The organism is Cyanobacteriota bacterium (assembly GCA_025054735.1).
GTDB lineage: Bacteria > Cyanobacteriota > Cyanobacteriia > SKYG9 > SKYG9 > SKYG9.
Genome location: JANWZG010000599.1, coordinates 1 through 1,681, shown reverse-complemented (window position 1 = coordinate 1,681; position 1,681 = coordinate 1). Strand labels below are relative to the sequence as shown.

Sequence of the window (1,681 nt, the reverse complement as noted above, 5' to 3'; positions counted from 1 at the left end):
ACACGACCGCTTGCTCCAGCCTGCATATCATCCAACTTGCGTCCTGACAACTTCCCATAGCTGGGAAATTGCCGCACTGCATAGTACACATCTCCATCAGCTTGATAGGCTATGCCCTGTCGTTCTAGGTCAGCAATTAGGCGTTTAATGCCATCGATTGTATGGGTAGCACGAGGATATTCATCTGCTGCGAGAACGTTTAGTTGCGCCATGTCTTCAAAATAGGTCTGAATGTAGCGCTCAGCTACTTCATCCATGGTGGATCCCTCTTGGCGCGCTCGCTTTAGGATTTTGTCGTCAATATCCGTGAAATTTTGCACATACCGAACCTGATACCCTAACCACATCAGGTAGCGTCGCAACACATCCCAAACAACGTAGGAGCGAGCATGGCCTAAGTGACAGTAGTCATACACTGTCACCCCGCAGCAATAGATAAAGACTTGACCAGCTACCAATGGTTCAAAGACTTGTTTACGCCGGAACAATGTGTTGTAAAGGGTGAGGGTCATAGAGACGATAGCAAGTGGGCACGGAAGCTGGGCCAATCCAACAGGAACAGTCTTAAATTATATTCTCTAGTGGTTTCAGTTTCTGTCTATATAGGTAGAGCATGGGAAACCGTTGACGGCACTAGATAGTCATTGCTAGACAGCCATTGTATGTTGCCTGTGATGAATGTGGCGAAAATCTGACTCAGACAGTAGTTCAGAATTTGCAACAGGATTGTTATGTTTTGTAATCTCTACCAACAAAAGTAAATATAAAGAAAACATTATGACTTCCGCTCTCATCGCATCCCTCTGGCAGACTAGATTGTGTTCAAATGAGGTCAGCTTAATAAAGACCTTAACGTTAAATCCCAGTAGATACATGTTGCAAAGCGCTAGCCCTCACCGATAGAGTGGTTGGCGCTTTGTAAGTTTTAGGCCATACTTCACATAGCTGTCACATTGGCTGGTTGAGCAGGTTTTTTGAGCAAGGTTTGGGCGTGTAGTCTATGCCTCAACGGTTGGTTATTAAGATTGGAACCTCAAGTTTGACGACTGTAGCATCAGATACTACTCCTGGACAACTAGCGCTTTCGACAATTGCTCTGCTGGTGGAAGTCATCTGTCGTCTACGCCGACAGGGACATGCGGTGATTCTTGTTTCATCGGGAGCCGTAGGGGTAGGATGTGCACGGTTGGGGTTGCAGCAACGTCCTAAGTCCATAGCGTTGAAACAAGCGGTGGCTGCTGTTGGTCAGGGACGGTTGATGCGAGTCTATGATGACTTATTTACCTCGCTACAACAACCCATTGCTCAGGTGTTGCTAACTCGGAGTGATCTAGAGCAGCGATCGCGCTATGTACGGGTCTGCAATACATTTCGTGAGCTATTGCGGTTAGGTGTGATCCCGATCGTTAATGAGAATGACACGGTTGCGGTCGATGAACTCAAGTTTGGGGATAATGACACTCTCTCGGCTCTAGTTGCCAGTCTAGTGCAGGCAGATTGGCTATTTTTGTTAACGGATGTGGATCGCCTCTATTCCGCTGATCCCCGCCATGATCCCAATGCTCAACCCATTGATCGGGTTGCTGACGTAGAGCGGTTGACTGTGCAAGTGGGCGATCGTGGCTCTGCCTGGGGCACTGGTGGCATGACGACGAAACTAGCGGCGGCCAAAATAGCAACT

Annotated in this window: 2 protein-coding genes; one reads left to right on the top strand and one right to left on the bottom strand. The window is 47.9% G+C overall.

Annotation, left to right across the window (positions count from 1 at the left end; all coding sequences use genetic code 11):
- Positions 1 to 512, bottom strand: a 512-nt coding sequence (locus tag NZ772_18560) for a class I tRNA ligase family protein (protein MCS6815559.1), incomplete at its 3' end; no start/stop codon positions are given.
- A gap of 488 nt (positions 513 to 1,000) precedes the next feature.
- Between NZ772_18560 and proB the strand changes: the two genes are divergently transcribed.
- A partial coding sequence (gene proB, locus NZ772_18555; GenBank protein ID MCS6815558.1) for a glutamate 5-kinase occupies positions 1,001 to 1,681 on the top strand: 681 nt, incomplete at its 3' end.